Genomic DNA, 1951 nt, shown 5'->3' with positions numbered 1-1951 from the left:
ACTTGCCCGATGGCGAGTTCCGATACTATGAACGAAATGAACATGAGGGGGTTCCTATGCCTACAATTCTCATAACAGGCGGCCACAGCGGAATCGGGCTCGAGTGCTCCAAATATATCGCCTCGCATTATCGTCTTAACCTTATTCTGGCAGGACGCAGCTTGGAGCGCGTGGACCCGGTTGCGCAAGAACTGCGCACGACCTACGGCGTCAAAGTGGGTACTCTTCAACTAGATACATCATCCCTGGCTTCAGTAAGGTCAGCCGCTGCTCAGTGTCGCACCATGTTCGACACTGGCGAGATCGATTCCCTTCAGGCGATCGTCTGCAATGCGGGAGTGCGGCTCAACGGGCCTGTCTCCTACAGCGCTGACGGTTACGAGGAGACATTCGCAACCAATTACTTAGGACATTGCCTATTGGTCGCATTGCTGTTTGACCGCGTAGCGGACCATGGGCGCATCGTGTATACGGCGAGTGGAACACACGATCCTGACACAGCGGACGGAAAAATGATGGGCGTTGCGGAGCCTGACGCAATAGCTCTTGCTAATACTGGTAAAGACGGTACAAAGCCGCTTTCAAACGGCAAGCTCTACGCAACATCAAAGCTATGTATACTACTGAATGCATATGAGCTGGACCGCCGGCTAAGAAGGTCAGGCAGCACGATCGCGTCGATCGCGTTTGATCCCGGTGCTACGTCAGGAACTGGATTCCTCAGGGGCATGCCAAAGCCTGTGCAGTGGCTTTCCAACACTGACAGCATGAATTGGGTTTTTAAGCGCATGGGCGTCACTATAGGGAGCGCAGACTTTTCAGGTAAGTCCCTTGCCAAGATTTCTGTTGATCCCGCCTATGCAAACGGATCGGGGAAGTATTTTCAATCGCACGACGGCAAATTGATCGAGAGGCGATCTTCCAAAATGTCGTACGATGAACAGCGAGCACTAAAATTGTGGAATGACACGAAAAAGCTTGTCCATTTGCAACCAGATGAGGAGCCTGCTCAACTCCGTTGACCTCAGATAGGAGGAAAGAGCACGCTCAGAGAGGTGGGTGCGATGCGAGATGAGCCTGCCCCATTATCCCTCCCACAAAGGAACGCCCATTCATTCCCCGTTTCAAAACGGAGGGCTTTCTGGGCCTTTTCTGTAATTTTGGTGAATTGTCCAGGCTCTCAAGGGAAAATTTCTCCGTCCACATTGTTCGTATTGATGATCGCAAACATGAGCTCGTCAACGAACTGGTTGTTGGCATATTGACGATCGCGGAGGCGTCCCTCTTCCTGAAAACCGAGCTTTTCGAGCAGGCGTGTGGAAGCGAGATTGAGATACGCAACCTGAGCTTCAATGCGATGCAAGTGGATGTGTTCGAAGCCGAACTGAATGATTGCGGTCAAGGCCTCTGTCATGATGCCTTTATTCCAGTAGTATTTTGAGAGAATATAGCTCAGAGCTGCATTTTGATTATCGACATCCCATGAATATTCACAATTGCCGATGACCCTGTTCTCTCCCTTCAATATGATGCCCCAACGTAGTGCTTCATGTTGAGCAAAACGCCTTTGATGACGTTCGATACTCTTTTCTGCTTGTTCGAGCTGGGTCAGCGGTGCTGGATCGTAGTAGCGCATCGTCTCTTCATCGGACAGAAAGAGGAAGGCATCCTGCGCATCCGTTGCTACGAGTTGCCGTAAGATCAGGCGTTCTGTTTCTAAGGTTGGAAAGGTGTGCAGGTGGATATGTAAGCCCATGATGATTATGCTCTCCTCAAGTGCATTCGATAGAAACATGCGAAGAGTATATACTCTTCTTTTTTTTCTTCTTCCAGAAGCATGAGGTGGTAATGCGCGAGATGCGCAGCTCGCTGGCCTCCCGAATTTGCAAAAACGGTGTGAAACAATCTGCCTCTGGAGCGGTTTCTCCAGATCCTCAATAGTCGATTTCTC

Annotated in this window: 2 protein-coding genes; one reads left to right on the top strand and one right to left on the bottom strand. The window is 50.4% G+C overall.

From position 1 onward, the window contains the following. Positions 1-1022: SDR family NAD(P)-dependent oxidoreductase (locus F1593_RS27875; protein WP_216369024.1), on the top strand; the 1022-nt coding region annotated here is incomplete at its 5' end. A 158-nt stretch (positions 1023-1180) separates the two neighbouring features. Here the strand turns inward: F1593_RS27875 and F1593_RS27870 are convergent. Next, entirely contained in the window at positions 1181-1756 is a 576-nt protein-coding gene (locus tag F1593_RS27870) for a GNAT family N-acetyltransferase (RefSeq protein ID WP_172632528.1), read from the bottom strand. Between the last annotated feature and the right edge of the window lie 195 nt (positions 1757-1951).

The organism is Dictyobacter arantiisoli (genome assembly GCF_008326305.1).
In the GTDB taxonomy this organism is placed as follows: domain Bacteria; phylum Chloroflexota; class Ktedonobacteria; order Ktedonobacterales; family Ktedonobacteraceae; genus Dictyobacter; species Dictyobacter arantiisoli.
The sequence above is the reverse complement of the archived record's forward strand: the minus strand, read 5'-3'. Positions and strand labels throughout refer to the sequence as shown.

Excerpts from the sequence above, each read along its gene's own strand:
- F1593_RS27870 (WP_172632528.1), bottom strand. The coding sequence starts at position 1,756 with ATGGGCTTACATATCCACCTGCACACCTTTCCAACCTTAGAAACAGAA.